The sequence below is a fragment of the Sorangiineae bacterium MSr12523 genome (genome assembly GCA_037157775.1).
Classification (GTDB): domain Bacteria; phylum Myxococcota_A; class Polyangia; order Polyangiales; family Polyangiaceae; genus Pendulispora; species Pendulispora brunnea.
In genome coordinates this window covers 3,646,585-3,671,137 of sequence record CP089982.1, presented here as the reverse complement: position 1 = coordinate 3,671,137, position 24,553 = coordinate 3,646,585, and the positions used below count along the sequence as shown (strand labels likewise).

At 66.4% G+C, this 24,553-nt stretch carries 23 protein-coding genes; 6 read left to right on the top strand and 17 right to left on the bottom strand.

Annotation, left to right across the window (positions count from 1 at the left end):
* Window positions 1-17 precede the first annotated feature (17 nt).
* Window positions 18-884 (top strand): 3-hydroxyacyl-CoA dehydrogenase NAD-binding domain-containing protein, encoded by an 867-nt coding sequence (locus tag LZC95_14825; GenBank protein ID WXA98103.1) that lies wholly within the window; start codon window positions 18-20, stop codon window positions 882-884.
* Window positions 881-1,657, top strand: coding sequence for an enoyl-CoA hydratase-related protein (locus LZC95_14820; protein WXA98102.1), 777 nt, complete (start codon window positions 881-883; stop codon window positions 1,655-1,657). Before LZC95_14825 ends, LZC95_14820 begins: the two co-directional genes overlap by 4 nt.
* Here LZC95_14820 and LZC95_14815 read toward each other — a convergent pair.
* The 4 genes from LZC95_14815 to LZC95_14800 are packed head-to-tail and all read right to left on the bottom strand — an operon-like array spanning window position 1,654 to window position 5,600.
* Window positions 1,654-2,922 carry a rhomboid family intramembrane serine protease gene (locus LZC95_14815; protein WXA98101.1) on the bottom strand — a complete coding sequence of 423 codons (1,269 nt, stop codon included), beginning with the start codon at window positions 2,920-2,922 and terminating at the stop codon, window positions 1,654-1,656. The two genes, LZC95_14820 and LZC95_14815, sit on opposite strands and share 4 nt — an antisense overlap.
* Window positions 2,923-2,942: 20 nt before the next feature.
* Window positions 2,943-3,596: a DUF1579 domain-containing protein gene (locus LZC95_14810; protein WXA98100.1), complete on the bottom strand. Its 654-nt coding sequence runs from the start codon at window positions 3,594-3,596 to the stop codon at window positions 2,943-2,945.
* 26 nt (window positions 3,597-3,622) lie between these two features.
* Window positions 3,623-4,879 carry an MBL fold metallo-hydrolase gene (locus tag LZC95_14805; GenBank protein ID WXA98099.1) on the bottom strand — a complete coding sequence of 419 codons (1,257 nt, stop codon included), beginning with the start codon at window positions 4,877-4,879 and terminating at the stop codon, window positions 3,623-3,625.
* A gap of 10 nt (window positions 4,880-4,889) precedes the next feature.
* Window positions 4,890-5,600 carry a hypothetical protein gene (locus tag LZC95_14800; GenBank protein ID WXA98098.1) on the bottom strand — a complete coding sequence of 237 codons (711 nt, stop codon included), beginning with the start codon at window positions 5,598-5,600 and terminating at the stop codon, window positions 4,890-4,892.
* A 208-nt stretch (window positions 5,601-5,808) separates the two neighbouring features.
* Here LZC95_14800 and LZC95_14795 point away from each other — a divergent pair, with 208 nt between their 5' ends.
* A complete protein-coding gene (locus LZC95_14795) occupies window positions 5,809-6,810 on the top strand; it encodes a DNA polymerase III subunit delta' (GenBank protein ID WXA98097.1) in 1,002 nt (333 codons plus the stop codon).
* Complete coding sequence (locus LZC95_14790; protein WXA98096.1) at window positions 6,811-7,590, top strand: lytic polysaccharide monooxygenase; 780 nt, start codon at window positions 6,811-6,813, stop codon at window positions 7,588-7,590.
* Here LZC95_14790 and LZC95_14785 read toward each other — a convergent pair.
* From LZC95_14785 to LZC95_14775, 3 genes are read right to left on the bottom strand one after another with little or no spacing between them, the layout of a single operon-like run.
* Complete coding sequence (locus tag LZC95_14785) at window positions 7,570-8,205, bottom strand: hypothetical protein (protein WXA98095.1); 636 nt, start codon at window positions 8,203-8,205, stop codon at window positions 7,570-7,572. The two genes, LZC95_14790 and LZC95_14785, sit on opposite strands and share 21 nt — an antisense overlap.
* Window positions 8,205-8,864 carry a thiamine phosphate synthase gene (locus tag LZC95_14780; GenBank protein WXA98094.1) on the bottom strand — a complete coding sequence of 220 codons (660 nt, stop codon included), beginning with the start codon at window positions 8,862-8,864 and terminating at the stop codon, window positions 8,205-8,207. The genes LZC95_14785 and LZC95_14780 overlap by 1 nt, the downstream gene beginning before the upstream one ends.
* Window positions 8,861-10,039, bottom strand: coding sequence for a small ribosomal subunit Rsm22 family protein (locus tag LZC95_14775; GenBank protein ID WXA98093.1), 1,179 nt, complete (start codon window positions 10,037-10,039; stop codon window positions 8,861-8,863). The genes LZC95_14780 and LZC95_14775 overlap by 4 nt, the downstream gene beginning before the upstream one ends.
* 89 nt (window positions 10,040-10,128) lie before the next feature.
* Between LZC95_14775 and LZC95_14770 the strand changes: the two genes are divergently transcribed.
* On the top strand, window positions 10,129-11,061 hold the full coding sequence (locus LZC95_14770) for a hypothetical protein (protein ID WXA98092.1): 933 nt from the start codon (window positions 10,129-10,131) through the stop codon (window positions 11,059-11,061).
* A 290-nt stretch (window positions 11,062-11,351) separates the two neighbouring features.
* Here LZC95_14770 and LZC95_14765 read toward each other — a convergent pair whose 3' ends face one another.
* Genes LZC95_14765 through efp form a run of 5 tightly spaced genes read right to left on the bottom strand, consistent with a single transcriptional unit; the run spans window position 11,352 to window position 17,986 of the window.
* Entirely contained in the window at window positions 11,352-12,425 is a 1,074-nt protein-coding gene (locus tag LZC95_14765) for a hypothetical protein (GenBank protein WXA98091.1), read from the bottom strand.
* A 24-nt stretch (window positions 12,426-12,449) separates the two neighbouring features.
* Window positions 12,450-14,111, bottom strand: coding sequence for a urocanate hydratase (hutU, locus tag LZC95_14760; GenBank protein ID WXA98090.1), 1,662 nt, complete (start codon window positions 14,109-14,111; stop codon window positions 12,450-12,452).
* Between the two features lie 31 nt (window positions 14,112-14,142).
* Window positions 14,143-15,987, bottom strand: a complete 1,845-nt coding sequence (gene hflX, locus LZC95_14755; GenBank protein ID WXA98089.1) for a GTPase HflX — start codon at window positions 15,985-15,987, stop codon at window positions 14,143-14,145.
* A 33-nt stretch (window positions 15,988-16,020) separates the two neighbouring features.
* Complete coding sequence (locus LZC95_14750; GenBank protein ID WXA98088.1) at window positions 16,021-17,376, bottom strand: peptidylglycine alpha-amidating monooxygenase; 1,356 nt, start codon at window positions 17,374-17,376, stop codon at window positions 16,021-16,023.
* Window positions 17,377-17,422: 46 nt separating this feature from the next.
* Window positions 17,423-17,986, bottom strand: coding sequence for an elongation factor P (gene efp / locus LZC95_14745; GenBank protein ID WXA98087.1), 564 nt, complete (start codon window positions 17,984-17,986; stop codon window positions 17,423-17,425).
* Window positions 17,987-18,089: 103 nt separating this feature from the next.
* Between efp and LZC95_14740 the strand changes: the two genes are divergently transcribed.
* Window positions 18,090-18,950 (top strand): tetratricopeptide repeat protein, encoded by an 861-nt coding sequence (locus LZC95_14740; protein ID WXA98086.1) that lies wholly within the window; start codon window positions 18,090-18,092, stop codon window positions 18,948-18,950.
* A 173-nt stretch (window positions 18,951-19,123) separates the two neighbouring features.
* Here LZC95_14740 and LZC95_14735 read toward each other — a convergent pair whose 3' ends face one another.
* From LZC95_14735 to LZC95_14715, 5 genes are read right to left on the bottom strand one after another with little or no spacing between them, the layout of a single operon-like run.
* Window positions 19,124-19,894 carry an SDR family oxidoreductase gene (locus LZC95_14735; GenBank protein WXA98085.1) on the bottom strand — a complete coding sequence of 257 codons (771 nt, stop codon included), beginning with the start codon at window positions 19,892-19,894 and terminating at the stop codon, window positions 19,124-19,126.
* 46 nt (window positions 19,895-19,940) lie between these two features.
* On the bottom strand, window positions 19,941-20,975 hold the full coding sequence (locus LZC95_14730) for a sugar-binding transcriptional regulator (GenBank protein ID WXA98084.1): 1,035 nt from the start codon (window positions 20,973-20,975) through the stop codon (window positions 19,941-19,943).
* An 8-nt stretch (window positions 20,976-20,983) separates the two neighbouring features.
* Window positions 20,984-22,447 (bottom strand): sugar ABC transporter ATP-binding protein, encoded by a 1,464-nt coding sequence (locus LZC95_14725; GenBank protein WXA98083.1) that lies wholly within the window; start codon window positions 22,445-22,447, stop codon window positions 20,984-20,986.
* Window positions 22,447-23,397: a sugar ABC transporter substrate-binding protein gene (locus tag LZC95_14720; protein ID WXA98082.1), complete on the bottom strand. Its 951-nt coding sequence runs from the start codon at window positions 23,395-23,397 to the stop codon at window positions 22,447-22,449. Before LZC95_14720 ends, LZC95_14725 begins: the two co-directional genes overlap by 1 nt.
* Before the next feature lie 20 nt (window positions 23,398-23,417).
* The gene (locus LZC95_14715) at window positions 23,418-24,449 is read right to left on the bottom strand and encodes an ABC transporter permease (protein ID WXA98081.1); all 1,032 of its coding nucleotides are present in this window, start codon (window positions 24,447-24,449) and stop codon (window positions 23,418-23,420) included.
* Window positions 24,450-24,553: the final 104 nt, after the last annotated feature.

Below are 24,553 nucleotides of genomic sequence, written 5' to 3'. Positions count from 1 at the left end.
CAAAAGGAGCATGACCCATGTCAGAGATTCGGCTCATCGGTGTCCTCGGCGCAGGACAGATGGGAAGCGGCATCGCCCAAGTGGCTGCGGCCGCGGGGTTCGACGTTAAGCTCGCCGACGTTTCGCTCGATGTCGCCGAAAAGGGCAAGGGCAAGATCGAGAAGATCCTCTCCAAGCAGGTGGAAAAAGGGAAAATGTCGGCGGAGGACAAGAATGCGCTGGTCGGGCGCATCACGCCGATCGGCGGCCCCGAGGGCTTCAAAGGCTGCGATCTCGTCATCGAGGCAGCCACCGAGAACCTCGATCTGAAGAGCCAGCTCTTTCGCCGCTGCGACGAGGCCCTCGCCCCGGGCGCCTACCTCGCCAGCAACACATCGTCCATTTCGCTGACCAAGCTCGCCGGGCTCACCTCGCGGCCGGACAAGGTCATCGGCATGCATTTCATGAATCCCCCTCCCCTGATGAAGCTCGTGGAAATCGTCCGCGCGGTGCAGACGTCGGAAGAGACGTACAGCGTCATTTTCGCCCTGGCGGAAAAGATGGGCAAAACGGTCATCACCAGCAAAGACGCCCCCGGCTTCCTGGTGAACCGCATGCTCATCCCGATGCTGAACGAGGCCTGTTTTACGCTTCAGGAAGGCATCGGTACGGCGGCGGACATCGATACGGGGGCCAAACTCGGGTTGAACCATCCCATGGGCCCGCTCGAGTTGGCGGACCTCATTGGCCTCGACACGGTGCTCTTCATCGCCGAGGTGCTCCACCGCGATTTGGGCGACGACAAGTACCGCCCGCCGACGTTGTTGCGCAATCTGGTCAACGCAGGCTGGCTCGGTCGCAAATCGGGCCGCGGCTTTCACGACTACAGCGAGGCGAAGAAGTGAGCTCCGTCGTTCTCGTCGAGCGGGTCGGTGGGGTTGCCATCGTCACGCTGAATCGCCCGGACAAGCTGAATGCGCTCAATCAAGAGCTGCTCGCGGCGTTGTACGGGACGTGGAGCGATCTGGATCACGATCCAACGGTGCTCTGCGCCGTGCTCACGGGTGCGGGCAAGGCCTTTGCCGCCGGCGCCGACATTGCGGCCATGTCCACCATGGGCACGTCGGAGGCGAAGATTTTCTCCGATCTGGGGCACACGGTGCTGGCGCGCATGGAGAGCGCGCACTTCCCCATCCTTGGCGCGGTGAATGGCTTTGCGCTCGGCGGCGGGTGCGAGGTAGCGCTGGCGTGCGATTTTCTCTACGCGAGCGAGGCCGCGAAATTCGGGCAGCCCGAGGTGAACCTCGGCGTCATCCCCGGTTTCGGCGGCACGCAGCGTCTGGCCCGCCGCGTGGGCATCGCCCGCGCGCGCGAGCTGTGCATGACGGGCGACATGATCACCGCCGACCGCGCCTTGACCATGGGCCTGGTGAACGCGGTCTTTCCGGCGGGCGAGCTGCTCACGCAAGCGCGCTCGGTGGCCGAGAAGATCGCCTCCAAGGGCCCGCTGGCCATCGCCCAGTGCAAACGCGTGATGCAACGCGGCGCCGATGTGCCGCTCCCGGTGGCAAACGAGCTGGAGGCCCAGGGCTTCTCCTGGTTGTTCGGCACCACCGATCAGAAAGAAGGCATGGCCGCCTTCCTCGAAAAACGCCCCGCCTCGTTCAAGGGTCGCTAGCCAGGCCATTTTTCGGCCGTGTGCAAGCATCGGCAGGACCACGAGCCTTCTTCCTTGCACATGGCCCGCAGTTTCTCGATGCCTGCATCGCGCCCCGGTCCCGGCGGAGCGATCCAGGCATCGATGAAGATGGTTCCCGCGCATCCATCTTCGTAGCCAACGTCGCACGCCTCCTGCACCAGGGCGCGGGCGTGCGTGAGATCCTTCGGGCGGCCGCGGCCAACGCGGTAGTACTCCGCAAGGCTCACGCAGGCGGCCCACACGCGCTGCCGCGGGGACGTGCAGGCTTTCTCGAAAAGGTCGATCGCTTGGGTGGCGGCGGGATCTTTCGCCAGCATCGCGCCCTGCTCGTAGCAAGCCTGGCTGTCGCCTCGTTCGCAGCTCCGATCCAGGATGTGAAGTACAGTCGCATCGTCTTTCGGGGTGCCCAGTCCCTCCTGGTAGATGCGCACCAGGTACTCGCAGCCGAGGGCGCCGCCTTGATCGCACGCCCGCTGCGCAAAGCGACGCGCGCGGGCATAGTGGATCGGGTACGTCGTGCCCGTATCGTCCGACACTTCGCCACTTAGATAGGCGTACGCGAAGAACTCCGGGGCTTCGCGAGGCTTCCACCAAGGTCGCACGGCCGCGAAAACGAGCATCGCGATGGCCGCGAGCGCGAGGATCGTGCCGCGCACACGAAACGCCGACGCCGTGAGCGCCCAGGTGAGCATCGCCCCCGCGACGAACCCACCGGCATGCGCCCCATGATCCATGACGATGAACGGCGATGTGATGCCGAACCCCAAGGCCACAGTTGCGAGCACGAGCCGCGCAAAGGTGTCCCGGAACAGTGCCCCCCACGATCCGAGCTCGCGCTGCCGCAGGATCAACATCGCCGCGATCATGCCGCAACACACGCCGGAGGCGCCCGCCGAGACCCTCTCGTCCACGATGACGCTGGCCGCTGCCCCGGCGATGCCCGACGCGAGGTACACGAGAACGAACCTCGCCTTGCCCAAATCGTGCTCGACCACGACGCAGCATCCGAAGCAGCCCGACACGTAAACCAGAAGGTGCAGGAGCCCGACGTGCACGAACATGGCGGAGCCAAGGCGCCACCACTCGCCCGCCAAGACATGCGACCGGTCCAAGGCCCCCGCGCCGAGCAGCACGGGCACTGCGTTCGCGTTACCCAGCGATACCTCGTAACCAAAGACGAGGACGCTGAGGAAGAGGAGCACCAACGAGAGCCGCGCCTCCAGCACACGCGCAAGAACAGCCATGCGCGTCACGTTCTACGACGTCAGCGGTGGCGGGTGTACTCGTATTGTACGGCGAGCCATTCGGGGGCGCCGGCGACGGGGGTCCAGTATTGGCGCGTAACGTCGCGGTCGTCGGATTCGCGCGTGGTCACGTGGCGGGCGCGCATGAACTTGCCCTCGAGCTCCTGGCCCCAGCCCGGGATGGCGAAATTGTCGAAGTGTACGGTCACCTCGGGGAAGTTCGTGGCCCCGTAGCTTCGCGCGGCCATGATGCCGATGGGCGCACGCGTGTCCATCGAGATGTACTGCCAGCGCGCCTCCAGCTTGTTGTACGTGAGGTAATCGATGCGGCGGAAGTCCGGCACCTTCGAGCCGGGCGCTGGCTTCATGGTCTCCTGCAGATACAGCCCCGTCATGGTGCGCTCGGCGATCATGCCGGAGATGACGATCGGCGTGGCCTCCGGGGACGTGCGCAACGTCATCACCACGTCCCAGGTGCCCACGCGGCGGGCGAGCTGCTCGGTCTCGGGGCCGGGAACGAGCATGCGCTCGATGGCCGAGGGCGATTTGGAAACGGGTGCGGACTTCGTGGTCGGAGGGCTCGCCGGTGGCGGTGCAGCCTGCGCGGGCGAACAACCCGCGTGGAGGGCGGTGAACGCGAGGAGCAACCAAAGCGGAGATCTGGGGATGGGCATTTCATCAGCTTTACCCCAATCGAAGATCAGCGCGCGACGTATTCGATGACCGGATCGCGCGAGGTGGCCACCTCGTCCAAGTTGGCAATGCGGAGCTTTCCGAGATCGTGCAGGTACTCCACGTGGGCACCTGCTTCTTCGATGGCGAGAAGAAAGCCATACCCCTCCTGGTGCCCAAAAAGCGCCTCGGCCACGCCGAGCACCGTGCGCGGTGCGTCGCACACTTCGAGCACGCGCGCGAGACGCTGCCGATGGAAATTGGCCATCGCATCGATGCGCGCGCGCAGATCCCAAATGGGCTCTTCGTGGCCGCCCAGCGCGTAGTTGATGCCTTCCAATTTGCGAATTTTCGCCAAACTGTGAAAGTAGTGCTCGAGCCCCGCGAAGGGCGTAATCGCTTGTGGGAATTGGTGTGGTGTGATCCGGGCCAGCACATGGTCACTGGTCAAAAGGACATCGTGCACCTGCAAGCAAATGAGCCCGGGGCAGTGCCCGGGGACATGGTGCACGCGGTAGCCAGGACCAATCTGGTCGCCATCGCGCAGCACGCGGTCGACCTGGACCGGTTTGAAGAGGGTCTTGTGCGCCGTATACAGCCCGAGCATCACGGCCCGTGCGTCGTCGGCAATGCCGGCACGGCGCAGGTACACGTCGATGTCCTTGGAAACGACGACGAGCCGCTCGTCGAAGCACGAGAGCACGCGCGCATCGAGTTCGTGCACCGCCAAGTGCGCCCGCGTCTCGCGCTTCACCGCGTTCGATCCGCCGAAATGGTCGTAGTGCGCGTGCGAGATGACGCACCAATCGAGGGCCTCCTGGCGCACGTCCTCGCGAAACAGATCGCGCATGACGGCAAAGCCCAGGGCGAGGTCGCGACGTGAACTCGGCAGATCCGAGCCGCAGTCGAGCATCAGCGCGGAGCCCGGCTCCAACACGACGTACACGTTGTTGACGTGCCTTGGAAACGTCTCGACGGCGAGGCAATAGATGCGCGTCTCGGTGCCCGCCCGAAAGCACTGAACGCCGGCGGCCCCGTATTGGCCCACGTACGCGCGGCGTTTTTCGGCATCCCCGTCGAGCGCGCGCTCGAGCTGCTCGAAGCGCCCCACGAGGTCCATCGCCTGAAGATGCTCGCCGCTATCGGCCAGACGCGCGCGCGCCTCCTTCGGCTCGAGGTGCGCGCCCTCCGCCGCGAGCACCGCGTCGGAGAGAAAGGCCCCTTCCGCGCGATGAAAGAACCACTCGATCTTCTTTCGAATCTTCGACGGAACCGACGACGGCATACCCTCGAGGTTAGCTCATCGCGGCATCCATTGCCGAGCGCGCCAGTGCGCTCGGGCCCACGATGTTTCCGATGGTCGCCCCTTTTCGGACGAGGAACTCGCCAAAGCGCCCCGCCACATAGGACAGCGTGTTCTCCGCGCGGGCGTCGAAGTAGGAGCCGTCGGCCGGGTCGAGAAGCTCGATGACGCCGAGGTAGCGGCCCTTGTCGCTCACCGGTGCCACGAGAACACTGCGCACGGGGCCGAAGAACGCGTGGCGATTGGCCGGCCGCTCCTCGGTGGTGCCGCCTTCCTCGTAGTGGAACGAGCGTGGTGCGCCTTGGGTCATGGCCTGCGTGATGAGCGGGTCGGCCTCTTCGGTGCGCATCATCAGAAGGTCCTCGCTGCCTTCCCCTTGCGCGTACACCACGACGAACTGCTGCACCTCGGGATCGTAGATCTGCACGAGCCCAATGCGCGATGGAAGCGCCCGCAGCACCGCGGTGAGGCAAAAGCTCGCCGCCTCCGCAGTGGTCTCGCAATGCGGCAGGGCATGCATCGTGGCAAAAAGATCGTCGATGGCCTCGAAGAAAATGGCCGTCCTGCCGGTGGCCCACCCTTCGGCGGCGCGTGGCGGGCGTTGGTGCGCCAGCGCGAACGGCTCTTTGTCGACATAGGTCGCCCAATCTTCGGCGCTCATGTCGATGTCCGGATCGAGCTCGATCGTAGGCGCCGACTCCACGTCGTTTGGCAGCCTCTTTTTCGGACGCGGGGGGAACTTGACCGAGGGTCGCGGCGGGAGCGGGCGTTTCACCATCGCTTTGCGTGCCTAGCAACGCGCGTTCCTCAGGCCGATGCCCGGAATTCCAAGTGCAGTATGCACTCACGCTGCGCCGTGGCGGATGCGTGTGGATCTGAATGGATCCGGTGGGCTACGGTCCATCCGATCCATGACGTCGTCGTCGCCTTCCCTTCTTTTGCAGGTAAAAGCCCAGCCCACCGCCATCGCCACCTTGGAGCGGGCGCTCGCCAACGGACGCGTCCACCATGCGTACCTGTTCGACGGACCCGACGGCGTGGGAAAAGAGCTTGCGGCCTTCGGGCTTGCGCAAGCTTTGGTCTGCGAGCGGCGTGAGGGCGGGCCGCATGCGTGCGGCGAATGCTCCGCGTGCAAGCGGGTGATTCCGAAATCGGGCAAACCGGTGCATCCCGACGTGATGGTGCTCGAGCGCGGCCTGTACGAGCCAGCGCAGATCGGGCGGCGCACGCCGGAGGCAACGGAGCTTTCCATCGACCAAGTGCGCACCTTGGTGCTGGCGCGGGCCGCGTTTCCGCCGCACGAAGGCCGGGCGAAGGTGTTCATCATCCGGCGCGCCGACGAGTTGAGCATCGCCGCGGCGAATGCGCTTTTGAAGACGCTGGAGGAACCCGGCAGGGGGACGCACTTCATTCTGTTGTGCTCGAAGCCGGACACGCTGCTGCCCACGATCCGGTCGCGCACCCTGCGCGTGCGCTTTGCGCCGCTGCCCGATGGGGTGGTGGCCGAGCTTCTCGCCGCGCGGAACGTGGATGCGGAGGAAGCGCGCACCATGGCCAGCCTGGCCAATGGCAGCATGGCCACGGCACTGGCCCTGGCCGATCCCGACGAGAACGGGAAGCGCCAGCGGTTCGTGGAGAAGGCGCTCGCCGCACTGGATTCGCCCGACATGGGCATCGCCTTGGAGCTGGCCGAGGAGGCGAAAAAGAACAAAGATTCCCTAGAGGTAGCGCTATTTGCCCTAGCCGTTCGGCTCGCGGAACGGGCGCGCACCACGGCGGCCAACGGGGACCGTCAGGCCGATGTCGCCGCAGCACGTTATGCCCTCGCCCTGCAGGCGGCACGGGATGTGGATGCCAACGCCTCTGCGCAGCTGGCGGTGGAATCCATGATGGTGCGCATGAGGAGTGTGTGAATGAATTTCGGGACGTTTCGGGCGCGTGCGCTCGCGGTGGTCGCGGGCACGGGAATGACGGTGGTGGCGCCCGCGGCGCAGGCCCACTTTCACCTGAATGCACCCGCGGCGTCGCTGGTGCAGGACGATCAGGGCAATCCGCAAAAGGTTGGGCCCTGCGGAAGCAACACCGGAACGCCGTCGGGGCAAGTGACGACGTATCGGCCGGGGCAGGCGGTCGACATCTCCATCAACGAGACGGTTTTTCACCCCGGGCACTACCGGGTGGCCCTCGCGGTGAACGCTCCCAGTGAGCTTCCGAAGGATCCGAAGGTGACGGAGGGCTCGTCGCCGTGCGGGAGCGCCGACATCGAGAAACAGCCCAAGTTTCCCGTGTTGGGCGATGGGCTGCTCGTGCACGACGCTCCGTTTCGCGGACCGCAGACGATGCGCGTGGTGCTGCCGTCCAACGTGACGTGCACCAAGTGCACCTTGCAGGTGCTCGAGTTCATGGGCGAGCACGACCCGAATTGCTTCTATTACCACTGCGCCAACATTTCCATTCAGGGCGAGGCCGTGGATGCGGGCCCGGGCACCGACGCGGGCGGGACGCCGGGCGGCGATGCGGATGCGGGCGGCGGCAATGGCGGGAACGGCGAAAACGAAGAGATCGACAGCGGCTCGTCGGGTGGCTGCTCGTCGAGCGGTGGCTCGACGGCGACGGGCGGGTTCGCGGGGCTGTTCGCGCTCACGTGGCTCGGCGTGGTGCGCCGGCGCCGCCTACGAAGACTGACTCGGTAGCACCTCGTAAAGGCCGGGGCCGAGCATGCGCCCTTCCCACACGAGAACGCGCGTGCCGGCGAGGATGGCGACCAGGCGGCGATCCGTTGCCGACTTGTATTCTGCAAATAATACGACGTCACCGAGATCCGGCGCGGAGGGTCCGTGCCGCTCGGCCGAAAGCGGGAGGCGGCGGAGGCGCTCGAAGCGCTCACCGTGGTGCACCAAGGAGGAGGGCGGCTCCTCGCTCGGGCCCCAGTTCGAGGCTTCGGCCATGTGCGGTGCCGCCGTGAGCCAGACGAGATCTTCGTGCGGCTTCGGCCGGACGAGCACCGCGCGATCGGCACCGGCGTTGGGCGCGAGGAAGAGGACGAGCACGGGCACCTCTTCGGAGAAGACGATGGCGCTCTCGAGCCATGCTTCTTCGCCGTCGCTCGCGAGCACGACGTCCCCGAGCCGGCACCCGAAGGCTGCGAAGGGGTCGACTTTGGGTGCCCCCAGGCCGTCGTTCGCTTCGTCCGAATCGCCCTCACCTTCGGGGCTCGGAAGCTCGGGCACCTTTCGCGTGGCCCGCGCGAGCCATCCGCCGACGAACGCGCCACCTGCAACGAGAAGCGCCGCGGCGATGAGGCTCATTACACTCCGGCCGTTGCCGGCTCCGCCGCGCAGCCGCCGAGCGCGGCGTGGAAGGCGACGGCCATCTCGCGCGGCGTTCGCACGTCGTCGAAGAGGCCCGCAATGACAGCCGCCGAATCGGCCCAGGGCGCGATGAGGGGCGCACGCTCGAGGGTGATCCCACCGATGGCCACGAGCGGCGTGCCATGGCTGCGCGCGAGCGCAGAGGCCGCGCGCAGGCCCTCGATGCCCACGACGTCGTCCGGGTTGCGCTTGGTGCTCGTGGGGAAGACGGGCCCGTAGGCGACGTACGCGGGACGCGATTCGAGGGCGCGTGCGAGCTGCTCGAGGTTGTGCGTCGACAGCCCGACGCGCAGACCGGGCGAGATGCGGCGGACGAAGTCGATGGGCGCGTCGTCTTGCCCGAGGTGCACCATGTCGCAACCGGCAAGGACCGCGAGGTCCGCGCGGTCATTGCAAACGAGCGGCACGCCGGCGCGGCGACAGAGCGGCAAGAGAAGGCGCAGGAGCGCGAGCATCTCCCGGGGCGGGAAGTCCTTGGCGCGAAGCTGCAACGCCGCGGGCCGCACGGCGAGGATTTGCTTCGCGAAGTCGACGGGGGCGACTCGCTGCGCATCCAAGGTTCCCAGATCCAACATCCCGTAGAGGCCGCGCATCATGATGAGCATCTCTTTACAGAGGTTTCGCGTTCGATGCGCCGCTCACTGAAGGGTTGAATGGTGACGAGATCGCCACGAACCAGTGAACGAAAGCTCGCGTTCGTCTCCGAGTGGGCGCGATCGAGGCGGGCTGGACGGACGAGAGACCCCGCTTCACTGCACAAAAAGACCTCGCATTTGCCCTTGGTGACGATGAGGTCGGACACGACGCGGAGGCGCATTCCGTCGGGTTGGGCGGGGACGAGGCTTCCAGCGAGCTGGGCCTCATCGCGGCGCAAGATGAGGTAGCTGTAGGTAAGCCCCTCCCAGCGCAGGCCGGCCCCGCGGGCGACGTCGACGAGCCATGCCGGGAGGTTCACGGGAAGGTCCTCGTGGCACCAGTCGCCGGGGTTGGTGAGCATGGGGCACGCCGAGGCGTGCAGGCACGGCGCAAACAAAGTGACCCCCGGGCGGGGCGGCGTGATCAGGGCATCGCGCACGGCGTGCAGATGCCGCGTGCGCGGGCGAAGGGCGGGCTCCACGATGACCAGGGCGCCGTGCTCACGCACACGCTTCAGAAGCGAGAGGACGAGCTCGACGTGGCGGGTGACGCGCTCCGGATCGGGGCGATCGCGATGCAGCTCGCTCAAGAGCTGCCCGGCGATGACGAGGTCGAAGGTGGCGTCGGTGCGGGCGGCGGCATCGTCCACGGTTCCGGAGGTACAGCGCGCGGTGATGCGCACGTTCCCTTCCCCGGCGCGCCGCTTGAAAATGCGCGCGGCGAGTTCGATGGCCGTAGGGTCTTCGTCGACGAGGAAGGCTTCGACGGCGCCGCTTTGGCCGGCGCCGGCCAGCGCCCGCACGATGCCCCACGTCATGGCGCCGAGGCCTGCGCCCACGTCGAGGATGCGCAGCGGCCGGTCGGCGGGAATGCGGAGAAGCCCGGCGGAGAGGAGCTCGCGCACGGCGGCCGCGCCTTTGGGGACGTCCCGCGGGAAGGAAAAGAGGAGCCTCGCACCAAGGGCATCTGCGCTGCGGGCGCGGGCGGCGGGGGCCTGGGCGCCATCGTTGTACGCCGACGAGAGGGCGCGGACATTGGAGGCAAGCCGCTTTACGTCGGACGAGGTGGGCCATTTTCGTTCGCGGGCCACGTCATCGAGCAGAGAACGCCATGTTTCATCGAGCGGCGAGATCATCGGTTCCCGCTCTTCTTAGCACTCCCGCTGCGTCGAAAGTCGGCCGTCGCGAGCGACGGACCTCCGGCGTGGTACGGTGCCGGCAGCTCATGACCCCGCGCCTCCCCTTGGTTCCCGCGTCATTTCCGCTGGCTTCGTTGGCTTCGCTCGCGCTGGCCTCGTTCGGTTGTGCGAGCGCCCCGCCGCCCGCTTCGCAGTTGCCCAACGCGGACGCCGCCGTGGCGCGGATGCACGCCACGACCGATTCGTGCGTGGCGGTGCAGGCCAAGGCGAAGATCGATCACTTCGGCAAGCAGGGGCCGGTGAAACGGATCCGCGCGGACCTTCTGATGATGGTCGCCGTGCCCGCTCGGCTGCGCATGGATATCGTGAGCCCATTCGGCGTGAACGTCGCCACGTTGACGAGCGACGGCAGCCGCTTCGCGCTGGCTGATCTGCGCGACAAGCGCTTTTACTCGGGCCCCGCGAAGGCGTGCAACATCGCCCGGCTTACGTCGGTGCCGGTCCCCGGGCCCGTGCTCGTGGATTTGCTGCGCGGGGAAGCGCCGGTGCTGGTGCACGGCGCGCGGGCGGGCCTCGCGGATACGAGCCGCATCGCGTGGAGCAGCAAGGGCTATTACGTCGTGACGTTCGAGGGGAAGAACTCGACGACGGAGGAGATTCACATGACGCCCCGCCCCGAGGATCTGGGCAAGCCGTGGAGCGAGCAGCGGATGCGCGTGCTCGAGGTCATCGTGCGGCAACAGGGCCTGGTTCTCTACCGCGCCGAGCTCGAAGGCCACACCTCGACGGCGATGGCCAAGCCGCGCGTCGACCCCGAGGGCATCGACGCCCCCATCCCACCGAGCGGCGCCGTCTGCACCGCCGAGCTCCCGCGCCGCGTGCACGTGGAGGTCCCTGGCCTCGAGGAAGACGTCCTATTTCGCTACGACGAGGTCACCTGGAACCCGCCCCTGCCGCGCGACATCTTCCAACAGCCGCAACCCCCGGGGTTGCAACCATTCCCGGTGGACTGCGACTAGCCACTGCGCTCCAGCCTCTGACTCTGACTCTGCCTCCGCCTCTAACTCTGCCTCCGCCTCTAACTCTGCCTCGCACTCGCACTCGCACTCGCACTCGCACTCGCACTTAACCTCTGCCTCGATCTCCATCGGACGGAGCGCTGTTCAAGTGAGTGCGGGGCCACGTTCACGGTGAGCGAACGTTCCAGCGCGAAACGCTAGGCAGAGGTTAAGTGCGAGTGCGAGTGCGAGTGCGAGTGCGAGGCAGAGGTTGAGTTTGAGTTTGAGTTTGAGTTTGAGGCCCTGAGCCTCTAGGCGAGATCTGCTTCCGGCGTTTGCAACTCGGCGACGATTTCGCGGGCCAGGGAGCGGGCGCGGTCGACTTGGTCGGCGGTGAGCGAGATGGCCCCGACGACGGGGTGGCCGCCGCCGCCGTGGCGTTCGCAGATGGAAGCGATGTTGTGGTCGCGTGCGACGGGAGACCATGGGTTGTAGCCGATGGAGAGCTTGCACTTCGTCTTGCCGCGCGTCACCAGCACGGAATACTGGCTCTCGGGGTACAGCGCGTAGGTGACGAATTTGCCAGCGACGTCGATGACTTGGTCCGTCAGATCCACCAGAACGACGCCGTCCATCGGCTGCGCGTGGTTGCGCACCAGCTCGATGAACGACTCGTGCGCCGCGCGGAGGGGCTCGTAGGCCGTGGCCACGTCCGGCGCGCGCGCCACGTCCTCGAGCGGCTGCTCGAGCAGCCGCGGGACCATCATCTCCAGGAAGGCATCGTTGCCCTTGTTTTCCACGACCGTCATCAGCTGAAGCACCGGCTCGTGCCGTGAGACGGCCATCTCCGCATTGGGGAACGCCGCGGAGTCGATCATGTCGGCCCACGAAACCAAGGTGCGCGTCGGCTCGGGATCGAGCCCGAAGACGCTCGCGCCCACGTCCGCAATCAACTTGGTGCACGACGTGTAGCCGCCGTCGTGGAACATCCGGCGTGCCGTCGGCGGCAAACCCTTCACCCGCGCCACGTGGGCCTCGTACGTCTCGCGGTCGCCCTCGTTCGGGAACGCGCTCACGTGGTGGTCGAAGTACCACGTGAGCGACGGGTGCGCGCTGAAGCGAAAGTCGAGGATCGCGTTTTCGTTGCCCACGAGGAGCTTCGGGTCCACCCCGTTTTGACCGGGGCCGTACCCGGACGAGTGGTACTCGAAGCGGAGCTCTTGCCCCGGATGCAAATGCCGCATCAGCCGGGTGAAGAGCACCGCGGAGCAAAGCCCATCGAAGCAGTGGCCATGTGTGGCCACCACGATGGACTTCGCCACGCCCGTCGCACCCGTCACGCCATTCGAGTTGTTCAGGTTTGCCACGTTGGATCCGTTCGACACGTTAGATGCCATAACACGACGCAGCTACCGCGTGCGATGGGGTACGTGCACGCCATGTGCCTCGGCGCAGCGAGCCGCCTCTTCGTAGCCCGAGTCGACGTGGCGAATGACGCCCATGCCCGGATCGCTCGTGAGAACGCGCTCGAGGCGGGCGGCCGCCTCCTTCGTGCCATCGGCGACGACCACCATGCCGGCGTGCAGCGAATTGCCGATGCCCACGCCGCCACCGTGGTGGAAGCTCACCCAGCTCGCGCCCGCGGCCGTGTTGACCAGCGCGTTCAAGATGGCCCAATCCGCAATGGCATCCGAGCCGTCCTTCATCCCTTCCGTCTCGCGGTTCGGCGATGCAACCGAACCGCAATCGAGATGGTCGCGCCCGATGACGATGGGCGCCTTCACCTTGCCCGTGCGAACCAATTCGTTGAAGAGCAGCCCGGCCTTGGCGCGTGCGCCGTATCCGAGCCAGCAGATACGTGACGGCAGCCCTTGAAACTGGATGCGCTCACGCGCCAGGGTGATCCAGCGGCGCAGGTCCTCGTCACCGGGAACCACCGACAGCACCGCTTCGTCCGTGGCAGCAATGTCCGCCGGATCGCCCGAGAGCGCAGCCCAACGGAAGGGACCTTTGCCCTCGCAGAAGAGCGGGCGCACGTACAGCGGGACGAAGCCCTTGATGTCGTACGCGTTCGCGAGGCCCGCATCGGTCGCGCCGGCGCGGATGTTGTTCCCGTAGTCGAAGACCTCCGCGCCCGCCTTTTGGAACGCGAGCATGGCCTCCACCGTGTCGTGCATGCCGGCCTTGGCGCGCTCGACGTAGCCCTCGGGGTCTTCCTTGCGCAGGTTGGCCGCCTCCTCCAACGAGAAGCCCGCGGGCACGTAGCCGTTGAGCGGATCGTGCGCGCTCGTCTGCTCCGTCACCAGCGGCGGAACGATGCCGCGACGCACGAGCTCGGGGAAGACCTCGGCGGCGTTGCCACAGAGCCCGATGCTCACCGGCGTGCCGCTCTTGTCCGCCTCCTCGATGCGCGCGAGTGCCGCGTCCAGATCGTCGATGCGAACGTCCACGTAGCGTGTCTCGAGCCGCTTCGAGATGCGCGACGGGTCCACCTCGACGGCGAGACAGGACATACCGGCCATGGTCGCGGCCAGCGGCTGCGCGCCGCCCATGCCGCCGAGGCCCGCGGTGAGCACCCAGGGCGTCTTGCCCGGATGGCGCTTCGCGTAGACCTTGCGCGCCGCGACGAACGTCTCGTAGGTCCCCTGCAGGATGCCTTGCGAGCCGATGTAGATCCACGAGCCCGCGGTCATCTGCCCGTACATCGTCAGACCGAGGCCCTCGAGCCGGCGGAACTCGTCCCACGTGGCCCATTTGGGCACGAGGTTCGAGTTCGCGATGAGCACGCGCGGGGCGTCCGGGTGCGTGCGGAAGCGGCCTACGGCCTTGCCGGATTGCACGAGCAAGGTCTCGTCGTTGCCGAGATCGCGCAGCTCGCGCAGGATGACGTCGAACGCCTCCCACGTGCGCGCCGCCTTGCCGGTGCCGCCGTAGACCACCAAATCGCCCGGACGCTCCGCCACCTCGGGGTCGAGGTTGTTCTGGAGCATCCGGTACGCGGCCTCTTGAATCCACCCTTTGCACGAAAGCTCGGTGCCCCGCGGGGCACGCACGATGCGCGGCTCACTCATGGAGCGTTCGTACCGCATCCTCCGCCAGAAATCATGAGCTTACGCTGACGCGGCGCGTACGCTTTCCGGCGGCCGCCAGCATCTCGTGCAGGCTCCCTTGATGGGACAGATGCGATGACTCGAAGAGCTCCGTGCCGTCCTCTGCAGGGGAAACCTCGAGTTCTTCCGACACCGGAGCCGCCGCATTGGCCCACCCACCTTTGGCGCTGGCATCCCATCGACCCTCGAGCTTGCGCGCGATGGACTCGATCAACGGCAGGGTCGTTTCGCGCTGCGTCGCGCTCACCATCACGACCTCCGCCTCCTCGTGCGAACGCGCCGCACGAAGCATGGCCTTGGCATTGATGGGCTCCAGCAAGTCCGCCTTGTTGTAGACGAGGATGCGCGGGATCCCATCGAGGTCGAGCTCGGCGAGAAGGTTCTCCGTGGTCTGGATGTGACCTTCCTTGTCCGGATCCGACGCGTCCACCACGTGAAGGAGCACGTCCGCATCGGCCGCTTCCTCGAACGTCGCGCGGAAGGCGGCGAAGAGATCCTTCGGCAGATCGCGAATGAACCCCACGGTGTCCGTCAGCACGACCTCACGGTCGCCGTAACCGGCCCAGCCGACCTTGAGGATGCGCGAACGCGTGTCCAAGGTCGCGAACAACTTGTCCTCGGCCAGAACGTCGGCCCCGGTCATCGTGTTGAGCAAGGTGCTCTTGCCCGCGTTGGTGTACCCAACGATGGCCACGATGGGGATGCCCTCGCGCGTGCGCTTTCGGCGGCGCTGCTCGCGCTGTTTGGCCAATTGTTTGAGCTGGTGCTCCAGGTGCGTGACCCGCTCTTTGGCGCGGCGGCGCCCGATCTCGAGCTTCGTTTCGCCGGGACCGCGTCCGCCGATGCCGCCGGTGAGGCGCGACAGCGAGTCGTCCTTTTGCCCCAGGCGCTGCAGGCTGTATTTGAGCTGCGCGAGCTCCACTTGCAGCTTGCCGTCGCGGCCCTCCGCGCGCTGCGCGAAGATGTCCAAAATGAGCTGCGTGCGATCGATGACCTTGAGATCGCTCGTCTTGGCGATGGCCGAGGCCTGTGCCGGCGTCAAATTGCGGTCGAACACGAGGACGTCGGCGTCCAGCTCCACGGCCCGCAAAATGATGTCGTCGAGCTTCCCGCGCCCCACGACGAACTTCGGATCGATGTGCTCGCGGCCTTGCACGATGGAGTCCACCACCTCGACGCCCGCGGTGTAGGCCAGCTCGCGCAGCTCGCGCATGGACACTTCGGCCATACCGGCGCCGCCCGGCGAGCGGCTCTTGTCGAAGACGTGCACCAGAATGGCCCGCCCGTCCTTGGCGCGGACGGCGCGCGTGCCGGACAAGGTCGAAAACTCGCGCTCCAGATCGGCCATCAATTGGCCGACGTGCACGTCCACCTTGGACAGCGGCATCGGGCCGATTTCGCGGTACGGCGGATTGCCGGGCACGTTGTGCGCGTACATGATCGAACGCGGATCCCCGCTCGGCGCCATTTGAATGGCCGCCACCAAGTCGAGCCGCATACGCACGAGGTCCACCAAGTCGTCGCGCGAAAGGGCTTCCCCGCGGACGTGCGTGTGGATCAACCGCAGGCCGCGGAAGCGACCCTCGGCGGCGCGCAGACGCCCGATGTCAGGCAGCATCAACTTGCCGGCATCGCCCACGACGACGTAGTCGACCTGCCCCGAGCGATGCACCAGCGCGCCAACTTGGCGCCCGGTTTCGACGGAAGCGTCGACCAGGGAGCGAACCAGCTCCGGCGTGGTCAAATGTTCGATGGGAACCCGCCGCCGGTAGATGCGCTCCAACGTGCGCACCGCCGCGGGCGAGAGACCTGTTTTGTTACCGTAGATCTCCGTCACGTATTTCTTTGCTCTCCAGTCACGTTGATGGCGTCATTCCGATTTGCTGCACCGCGCGGCGGCGGCGGGGAGTGCCCAGGTCCACCCCGAACTGTCGATGCGCGGATAGTACATGGTGAAGGCGTAGCACATCTCATCCTCGGTGTTTTGTCCGAAGGAAACGTCATATTGTGTCGTATTCGTCCAAGCGCAACGGGTTTTGACGAGGTCACCAGGCCGTAGGGTGGCGTCGATGCGCATCCAGACCTGGTTGTTGAAGTCGAATGCGGATTGCGCCCCCATATCGACCGGATTTGCCGGATCGTTCGCTGGATAAAGCGTGTTGACCAGCGCCCTGCCGAGCTTGTGCATGTGCGGCATCACGGAAAACGTGTGCACCTCTTGGAACGAGGACGGAACCGTGAAGGTGCACCCGATGTCGTGCCGGCTTTGCGGAGGGATTTCGAAGTTCTGCGAGCCAAACGCCATGACGTCGGCGTCGTAGCGGCGCAGCTCGGAGGTCGTGCACAGGTCGAAACCGGAGCCATCGCTCTGGCCCTCTGCGCCCGTCGCATTGTTGTAGTGAATCTGCGCCACGTAATGGCTCGTGCCCTCCAGCGGGAAGCCCGCCTCGGGTGGCAAGAGCAGGTTCTGGCCGCCCGGCGCCCACCCGAACACGAGCCGCCACGCCAGCGATCCCACCGGGCTGCAAGGGTGCGGTGTGGTGTCCACCGGATCGTCCGATTGAAAGAGCACCACGTGGTGCACCAGCCGCGTGTTGTCGATTTTCGGCGCGAAGGCGATGCCGTGGCGCTTGGTCGATTGCGTGATGTCGAAGCCGTAGCAAACGTATTCGTCCGGCCGATCCTTGGGCATGGTCCACCGGCCCTTTGGCACCATGTGCACGTCGGGCGTGCACCCCAGCGGCACCGGCCCGCCGTCCGCGCCCACGGTCGTGCACGAATTGCCCGAACGCGGGGCGCTCGTGGCGATGTAATCGTCCAGAATGGCGAGGTCCGCGATGCCCAGCCGCGGGTTGGGCGGCTTGGGCATGGGATCGTCGTTGCTGTGGATGCGCACGCCGATGCGCTGGTAAATCTTCGCGCTCGAATCCGCCGGCGACGTCGCCTGCAGGTCCTCCCACGTGACCAGCGGCATGGGCGCGCCGAACTGCGGCGGGTTCGAGTGGCAACTGCGGCAATTTCGCGCGAGAACGTTGTCGACGGCGCACGGCAGCCCCAAGGCTACGGCCCCGTCCTCGTTCGCATCGACCGCGGCATCCAACGCCGCGTCCACCACGGGTGGAGGCGATGAGGAATCGCTGCACGATGCGACCAGCGCGCTGGTCGAAATGGATGCTGCAAAGGCCGCCAAAAATGCGAGGAAACGCACACCCCCCGGATGCCGCATTCCTCACATTGTTCGTCGCCAGGCGACGTTTGGCCAGCAGACCGGGCTACTTGTTGACGCGCTCGAGGTACTGCCCGGTCGACGTGTCGACCTTGATCCACTCGCCTTCTTTGATGAAGAGCGGAACGTTGACCGTGGCGCCGGTGACGAGCTTGGCGGGCTTGGTGGCGCCGCTGGCGGTGTCACCCTTGATGCCAGGCTCGCTTTCGACGACCTGCATGATGACGTTGGCGGGGAGATCCACGCCGATGGCGCTGCCGTTGAAGAGGGTGACCTCCACGTCCAGGCCTTCGCCGAGGAAGCGGGCGGCATCGCCAACCTTGTCTTTTTCCACGTGGATCTGGTCGCCGGTGGCGGTGTCCATGAAGACGAAGGTGTCGGCCTCCTCCCAGGAGTAGGTCATCTTCCGCTCTTCGACGTCGGCCAATTCCACCGACTCGCCCGATTTCCACGTGCGCTCGATGACGTTGCCGTTGACCAGGTTTTTCACGCGACAGCGCGTGAACGCCTGCCCTTTGCCGGGCTTGACGAACTGGTGCTCGACGATGTGGTACGGGACGCCGTCGATTTGGATGCGAAGACCTTTGCGGATGTCTGTGGTCGAGCTCATGGGAGACGGGCGAGGGGTAGCACGCGAACACGCCACACTGCAAGGCGCCTGGCGCTCAAATTTCATAGAAAAGCGTGCTAAATGCGCCGGCTGGTACCAGACGATGCATGAGGTCGACGAGGAGCTGCGGGAGATTAAGCGCGAGATCATCGAATCGCGCGGGCTCGTCATCAAGACGAACAACCTGACGAACGCGCTCAGCGCGGACATCAAGTCCATCGCCAAACGGCAACAGACCTACGAACGGCGCCTGACCTTGAACAGCGCGACGGCGTACGTGGTGTTCGTGGTGGTGGTGCTTGGGGCGCTGAAATTCGCCTGGGATGCGCGGGTGGACGCCATCAAGGTGGAAATCGAGCAGAAAGCTGCCGACAACGAGCGGCTGCGCAAGGAAGCGCGCGAGATTTTGAAGCGCGACGAGGACCGCGCCCGCGCCGAGGTGAAGGCGGCGCAGTTTTTCGAGCTGATTCGCCAAGGCAAGCGCGCCGAGGTGGTCGAGCAGTGGGAGGCCATCAAGAAAGAGCCTCTGTCCAAGGCCGAGACGGCTGCCTTCACCGATGCGGTGGAAAAGGCGAAAAACGAGCTGGCGCTGCTGCAGTTCCAGCAGGCGGTGGACAAGGCCCGTGTGCAGCGCTGGCAGGAGGCGGCGACGCTCTACGAGGAGTCGCTGAAGTACAAGGAGGACTCATCCATCTCGTCGAGCGTGCAGCTGGGCCTCGCCGACGCCTACCGTCATTTGGGCCGGCAGCGCGATGCGATTCCGATGCTGACGCACCTCTCGGAAAACGCCCCCGACAAGGAAATCCAGGACGACGCCCTTCACCAACTGGCCTTCTGCCAAATGGACATTCAGGCCTGGAACGACGCCAAAAACACGTGGCGCGCGCTATTGCGGCGATTCCCGGATTCGCACTTCGCCCCGGAAGGCCGGTTGCAACTCGCGCAACTCAATTTGATGCACTAGAAGATTCACAGGGAGGGGGGGAGGCGGGGAGGGATACGGCGCGAATCCCACCGCGCACCGAGGCTTTTTTTGGTTTTCAATTGGCCAACGGAGCCAACTGAAAACCAAAAAAACTCCCCGCCTCCCCGTCTCCCTGTGAATCTTCTCTCTCGGCGCCGCGACGCCTAGCGCCGTTACCAGCAGACGAAGCCGCCGTCGACGAGGAGGTCGATGCCGGTGCAGAAGCTCGAGGCGTCGCTGAGGAGGAAGATCGCGGGGCCGGCCATTTCGTCGACGCTGGCCATGCGGCCTAGGGGCGTGTCGGCTTCGAATTGCTTCATCTGGTCGGCGACCTCGGGGCGGCGGTTCATGGGGGTCGCCGTGTAGCCGGGGCTGATGCTGTTTACGCGGATGCGGCGCGAAGCCCACTCCATGGCGAGGCTCTTCGTCAGGTGCATCACGGCGGCCTTGGAGGCGTTGTAGTGCGCTTGCAGAAGGCCGCGGTTCACGATGGTGCCGGACATCGAGGCGATGTTGACCAGCGCCCCGCCCTGCCCGTGGCGAAACATCGCGCGAGCCTCGGCCTGGCACGAGAGGAAGACACCCGTGACGTTGACGTCCATGACCTTTTGCCATTGCTCGAGCGGCATATTCTCGGCCGGCGCCGCATTGGCGATGCCCGCGTTGTTGATGGCGAGGCGCAGCGGCCCAAGGCGCTCTTCCAGCACCGAAACGGCGCGTTCGAGGTCACGCGCTTGGGTCACGTCCCCTTCCAGCGCGATCGCGCGGCGGCCCACGGCGGTGATGGCCTGCACCGTGGCCTCGATGTCCGTGCCGGGGCGGTCGAAACAGCCCACGTCCGCGCCCACCTCCGCGAGCGCAAGGGCGAGGCGCTGGCCGATGCCGCTGGCGGCACCGGTGACGAAGGCGACACGTTGATCGAGGCGAAAGGACGGTGCGGTCATGGTCGGGGTTCCTCCACGAGAAAGACTCCAATCTTCGGGCTACGGGTTAGGCCCGCACCCCCTGCACGGGCTCTTCGACGAGGCGGCGCGCCACGCCGATGTCCGTAATGAGAACGCTGAGCCAGCCCCCGCGCAGCGCCGCGCGGATGGCTGCGTATTTTCGGCGCCCGCCGGCCACCCCCACCCGGCGCGGAATGCGCCGCAATTGCTCGGCCGAGATGCCCAGAATTCGCTCGTCGAGCGGCGATTTCACCAAGGCGCCGTTCTCGTCGAAAAAGCGAAGGCAGATGTCGCCCACCGCGTGAAGGCTGCGCAGGGCCTCCTGCTCGGGGGCGGCGATGGCGTTGCCGCTGTCACGGAGCAGCGGCGAAGGCTCGAGGCTTCCCACGCCCACCAGCACCATGGTGAGCCGCTGCCATGCGCTCATCACCTCGGCCACCATCTCGTCGGAGGCGAGGGCGGCGCGTGCGGCGTTGGAGGACACCAGGCCCGGCGCGGGGAGAAACGCGGGGACCGCCGAGGTGAGCTCCGCAAGGCGACCGGTGAGCCTCGTGGCCTGCACCTGCGCCTTGGCATTGCCCACACCGCCGATGATCTGCACCACCGACTCGGCCACCTGCAGCGGTCGCGGGCGCATGGCCTCCACCGTCGCGAGCAAGGTCGCACTCCACGACGAAAGGCCCACGCGATCGCCGCCCGTCAGCGTCGTTTCCAGGTACACGGCCGCGGCGCCGCCCAACGCGGCAATCACGTCTTCATCGTCGTCGCCGTCGGTCTCGACCACGACCACGTCGTCGATGGCGTAACGATGCTCGATGGCGTCCTCGAGATCGGTGTAGACGCCGCCCGGCGGCACCACCACCGTGCGCACGATGCCGATGTCCGCCGCCTGCTTCAGCAAACGGGACACGCGCGGCTGCGAGATGTGCAGCTGCTGCGCGATCTGCGGCTGACGCATGCCGCGCTCGTGGTAAAGGCGCGCCACCTTGGTCAGCAGGCGCAACAGATCGGACGCGGGGGCGCGCGGGTTGGGCCGGCGGGGCGCGACGGCGGCGACCGCCGTCGGTTCGTCTCGCTTCATACGTCGAATCATACCGTGGCGAGTCCCATCACGGTGACACTGGATGCCTCGGCGCGATCGAGAAGACCGACCTGCCGCCCGCGGCTCAAGACGAGCACGCGGTGCGATAGGCCGAGCACCTCGTCGAGCTCGGAGCTGACCACGATCACGGCCACGCCCGCGCGAGTAAGCTCGGCCATCACGTCGTAAATGGCCGCGCGGGCGCCGATGTCGATGCCGCGGGTGGGTTCGTCGAGGAGCACCACGCGCGGGCGCCGGGCGAGCCATTTGGCCATGACGACCTTTTGCTGGTTGCCGCCGGACAAGGTTCCCACCGGCTGAGCGTCGTTTCCCTTGATGCGAAACGGACCGGTCGCCTCGCCCGCGAAGCCACGAACCCGGCGCGGGCCAAGCCATCCGCGGGCGGCGATACGATCCAGGTTGCCCAAAGCGACATTGTCGGCGACGGGCCGGTCGAGCAGCAGGCCCTCGGTCTTGCGGTCCTCGGGAACGAGCACGATGCCGGCCTCGATGGCGTCGTGCGGACCGCGCAAACGCAAGGGGCGGCCTTCGAGGTGGATCTCGCCCGAGACCGCGGCATCCGCGCCCGCCAAGGTGCGAACCAGCTCCGTTCGCCCGGCCCCGACGATGCCCGCGATGCCGAGCACCTCCCCTTCCCGCACGTGAAACGACACATCGCGGAAGCCCGCACCGGAAAGCCCCGCGACGCGCAGCACCTCACGCTCGCCAGGTGCCGCAAAGTCAGGGAAAATGCGCTCGAGGCTGCGGCCGACCATCTCTTCCACGAGCCGCCGAATGGGCACCTTGCCCGTCTCGTGCGACGCGACCCAATGCCCATCGCGCAGCACCACGATGCGGTCGGCGATGCGGGCGATCTCCTCGAGACGATGGCTCACGTAGATGAACGACATGCCGCCCTTGCGCAGCGCCTCGATGCGCTCGAAGAGATGCTCCGTCTCCTCGCCGCCCAACGCGGCGGTGGGCTCGTCCAAAATGAGCAACTTGGCATCCAAGGTGAGCGCCTTGGCGATCTCGATCTGCTGCTGCACGGCCACCGACAGGCCGCGCACGAGCCGGTCCGGTGCGAGGTCGAGCCCCAATCGCTGCAACTGCTCGCGCGCAGTGCGGTTCATCGTGGCGCGATCCAGCCAGCCGCGGCGTGCGGGAAGGCGCCCGAGGAAGACGTTTTCGGCCACGGTCAGATCCGGGAGCAAACGGATCTCCTGGTGAATGAGCCCGATGCCCGCGCGCTGCGCCTCGCGCGGCGACGAGGGTGCGTAGGCGCGGCCCTGCCACGTCATCGTGCCGCGATCGGGCGGGAGGACGCCGGCCACGATGCTCGCCAGGGTCGACTTGCCCGCTCCGTTCTCGCCGAGGAGCGCCACGACCTCGCCCGGCGCGACGTCGAAGTCCACCTCGGCGAGCGCTTGCGTCGCCCCGAACCGCTTGGAGACGCCGCGTACGCGCAACATCAGGGGTGCTTCTCGAGGTATTGCGCGGCGTTGTCCTTGGTGACCAAGAACGCGTCCTGCAGTTGCTCTTTGGGCACCGACTCCTTGCGCAGAAGCGCCAAGGCCGTGTCGACGGACATGCGCCCCATTTTTTGCGTCTGCTGGCACATGGTGGCATCGATCACACCGTCGCGAACGCCTTTGAGGCCGGCCACGTCGCCGTCGAAGCCGACGATCTTCACCGTGCGGTTCGTCCCCGCCGCCCGCACGGCCTGCGCCGCGCCGAGGGCCATGGCATCGGCGCGGCCGAAGAAGACATCGATCTGCGGGTTCGCTTGCAACATGTTCTGCGCGACGGAGAACGCCTTGTCCTGGTCCCAATCGGCCGACTGCTGCGCGATCACGCGAAGTCCCGGCGCTTGGCCCAGCGCCGAGGAAAAGCCGGTGTCGCGGGCAATCTCGGGGGTGGTGCCAATCTGGCCTTGCAAGATGGCCACGTTGCCTTTGGCACCGGTCACGCGGACGACGTACTCGCCGAGCGCCTTCGCAGCCGCGACGCTGTCGGTGGCGATGAACGAGTCGCCCGGCTGGTCCGGCGGATTGCGATCCACCGTCACCACGGGGATCTTCGCATCGCGCGCGGCCTTCACCGGCACGCCCGCGGCGGTGGCGCCTGCGGGGATGTAGATGATCGCGTCGACCTGCCGGGTGATGAAGTCTTGAATCTGATTCACCTGCGTCGTGGCATCGCCCTTGGCATCGGCCACGACGACGGCCACGCCTTTGGCCGCAGCCTCCGCCTCGACGGAGGTCTTGATCTGGTTGAAGAAGTCCGCCTGCAGATTGGCCACCGCAAGGCCGAGGGTGACCTTTTTGTCGCCGCCGCTCTCGCCGTGTTTGCAGGCGCTCACGAGGGAAGCTGCGAGAACAAGGAAGCTTGCGGCCACGTGCCGCCGTCGAAGTACCCACATGGTTTCGGTTTCCTCTCTGGTCAATGAGTCTGCCGCCCCGGTGACTTCTGCCGGAGCGCATCGAACATGACGGCAAGCGCGATGACGAAGCCGATGACCACCTGCTGCACGAAGGGCGAGACGCCGAGCAGGTTCAAACCATTGCGCAACACACCGATGATGAGCACCCCGACGATGGTGCCGCCCACCTGCCCCACGCCACCGCGCAAACTCGCCCCGCCGATGACGATGGCGGCGATGGTATCGAGCTCGTAGCCGTTGCCGGCGCTGGGCTGCGACGAGTCGAGGCGCATCGCCAGCACGACGCCGGCAACCCCGGCCAAGGTGCCCGCGACGACGTACACGCCGACCGTGAGAAGCTTCACGCGAATGCCGGAGAGGCGCGCCACCTCGGCACTCCCGCCGAGGGCATAGAGCGCGCGGCCCTCGACGCGGTAGCGCATGAAGGCCCAGGCCGCGATGTAGAGCAGCACGAGAAACGCGCCCGTTACCGAGAGAAACCCGAGGTAGCGGTGCGAGGACAAATTGAAGAACCACGACGGGTAGCCCACGATTTGCTTGCCGTCGGTGATGACGTTGGCCACGCCGCGCGCGATGGACATCATGGCCAAGGTCGCGATGAACGGCGGCAGCCGGGTCAAGGTGATGCTCAGGCCATTGGCCAGGCCGCAGAGCGCCGCCACGAGCACCGCGGCCACCGCGCTGAGACCGAGCGAGAGGCCCGCGTCGTGCGAGAGCCAGCCGAGCACCATCATCGCGAGCGCGAGGACGGCGCCCACGGAGAGGTCGATGCCGCCGATGACGATGACCGCGGTGCCGCCCACGGCCAGGATCCCGAGGATGGTCACCTGGTCCAACACGTTGAGCAGGTTGCGAAACGTGAGGAAGTAGGGCGTCGCGAACGACAGCACGACGCAGAGCAAAAAGAGTCCGATGGCGGGCCCGCGCGAGCCGCCGAGCAGGGAGCTCCACGCCCAGGTCGAGGACGCGCTCGACGTGCTTGTGCCTGGCCGTGGCTTTGCGAAGGCGTCGGACTGTCCCGCGTTGCTCATGCTTCGCCTCTCTGGATTCACTTGAATATTTATTCGTTAGTGAATCGATTTCCAGAATGTACCGGCCGGATGTCCTGACGTCAACGGTTTGCCGTCGATTTCAT